The following is a 2,397-nucleotide window of genomic DNA, read 5'->3' as shown; positions in this document are numbered from 1 at the left end:
GCTGGCCACCCTCGTGGTCAACAAGCTGCGCGGCGGCCTGAAGGTCGCGGCCGTCAAGGCGCCGGGCTTCGGTGACCGCCGCAAGGCGATGCTCGAGGACATCGCGATCCTGACCAAGGGCCAGATGATCGCCGAGGATCTCGGCATCAAGCTCGAGAACGTGACGCTCCCGATGCTCGGCCGCGCCAAGCGCGTGCGGATCGAGAAGGAGAACACCACGATCATCGACGGCGTCGGCGAGAAGTCCGACATCGAGGGCCGGATCAGCCAGATCAAGGCGCAGATCGAGGAGACCACCTCGGACTACGACCGCGAGAAGCTGCAGGAGCGCCTGGCCAAGCTCGCGGGCGGCGTCGCGGTGATCCGCGTCGGCGGCGCGACCGAGGTCGAGGTCAAGGAGAAGAAGGACCGGGTCGACGACGCCCTCAACGCCACCCGCGCGGCGGTCGAGGAAGGCATCGTCCCGGGCGGCGGCACGGCGCTGCTGCGCGCCAAGAAGGCGGTCGCCGAGCTGAAGTCCGACATTCCGGACGTCCAGGCCGGCATCAAGATCGTGCTGAAGGCCCTTGAGGCCCCGATCCGCCAGATCGCCCAGAACGCGGGCGTCGAGGGCTCGATCGTGGTCGGCAAGATCACCGACAACACCTCCTCGGAGACCTACGGCTTCAACGCCCAGACCGAAGAGTATGTCGACATGATCCAGGCCGGCATCGTCGATCCGGCCAAGGTGGTTCGCACCGCTCTGCAGGACGCTGCTTCGGTGGCCGGCCTGCTGGTGACCACCGAGGCGATGGTCGCCGACGCGCCGAAGAAGGACAGCGGCGCCCCCGCGATGCCGGGCGGCGGCGGCATGGGCGGCATGGACTTCTAAGTCCAAGCCACCCGTCGAGACGGAGGAAGGGGGTCGCCGCGAGGCGGCCCCTTTTTCGTGCGCGCTGCGAACGAAGTGATTGTCCCGGTCTGCCTGCCAAGACTGAACATGGCGACTTTATATCGTATATTCATACCTATCGCATGACGTCATGATTCGATTTTGACCAAGTGATATCTGCCTTTCAAAATATAATTTGCCAATTAATGTAATGTTGTTGTGATGCCACAAGTAACGTCGCGATGAATCATGACTCTTTATGACGCTCGCAGCCGCTCAAAAATTTGCATGCTCCTCTGCGCGTTCGCATTCGGCGAATCATTGCAGGGGTTGATCGATGCGGTTGACGGGTCATGTTTCGATCATAGCGCTCGCGGCGGCGTCGATTTTGGGATCGGAAGCACGCGCTCAGACGGCTCGGATCACCCCAGCGAACGCCAATGTCCTCAATTTACTGAGTCCCTACCTGAGCCTCAACGCGACGGTGGTTGGTATCGCAACCCTGCAAAGCAATCTCGACCCCACGGTCGCTTTGAACGGGTCCTCGGCCAGCCGGCGTGGCTTGGCAGCTAGCGATATGAATCTGTTCGTCACGGCGGGGGCGGCCTACTCGCCCGCTGGACTGACCGGATATGGGGCAGGCGCCAATCTCGCCGGCGGATTGGCTGATCAGGCGACCAGCAACGGAATTACCCCACGCCAGCCGATCGGTGGGTACGGACCCGTTCTCGGCGCGATCTATCAGAGGGGCGTGGCGAGCGGCAGCAAGGGGCCCCTCGCCTCGGTCGACACGCTGCTGACATCCGCCTTCGCCATTTCCGGTGGCGATTCGGCAATTGCCAAGAACTACTTCGCGAACGGCGCGGCCAACAATTCCAGCACGTACGTCCCCGGCGCCATCCCCGTCCCAGCAGTCGCGCCGACGGGCTACAGCCTGCCGACCTATAACGGCCTGCCCAACACCACCAACAGCGTCTACGATCTTGCCTACGGCGTCACCAACAGGCAGGGCGGCCAGAATCCCTACGGCAGCTCGCGTCCCTATCAGGTCGCCCCGTCCCGGATCACGATCTACAATCCGCTGGCGACGATCGGCGTGGATACCAATTCCTCCTTCCCGAGCGGCCACACCGCCTACGGATTCACCTACGGAACGCTGCTGGCGATGCTGGTCCCGCAGCAGTACCAGAGCATGCTGTTGCGCGCGTCTGAGTATGGCGAGAGCCGAAGCGTGCTGGGCGTGCACTACGTGCTCGACGTGATCGGCGGGCGTGTCCAATCTTACTACGACCTCGCCCAGGCGTTCACCAACCCGGCCTACATCGACAACGCCGCGGTGACCGGCACGGCGATCAACCTGCCCACCCAGTTCGTGAAGGCGCAGACCCAGCTCCAGGCCTACCTCGCCGCCCAGTGCGGCAACACCGTCGCGGCCTGCGCGGGCAGCGCCGCCAATGCGGCCAGCAATCCCTATGTCCCGTCCGCCGCCAATCAAGCCGCCTACCAGAGCCGCCTGACCTACGGCC

At 64.0% G+C, this 2,397-nt stretch carries 2 protein-coding genes; both read left to right on the top strand.

Translation table 11 applies throughout. The annotated features are described in order from the left end of the window. The coding region (gene groEL / locus MKK63_RS27770; protein WP_244007228.1) for a chaperonin GroEL at positions 1-871 on the top strand (871 nt) is incomplete at its 5' end. A gap of 577 nt (positions 872-1,448) precedes the next feature. Next, positions 1,449-2,397: phosphatase PAP2 family protein (locus MKK63_RS27765; protein ID WP_244007225.1), on the top strand; the 949-nt coding region annotated here is incomplete at its 3' end.

This window comes from Methylobacterium sp. J-088 (assembly GCF_022829295.1).
Classification (GTDB): Bacteria; Pseudomonadota; Alphaproteobacteria; order Rhizobiales; family Beijerinckiaceae; genus Methylobacterium.
This window is presented reverse-complemented; position numbering and strand designations above follow the sequence as displayed.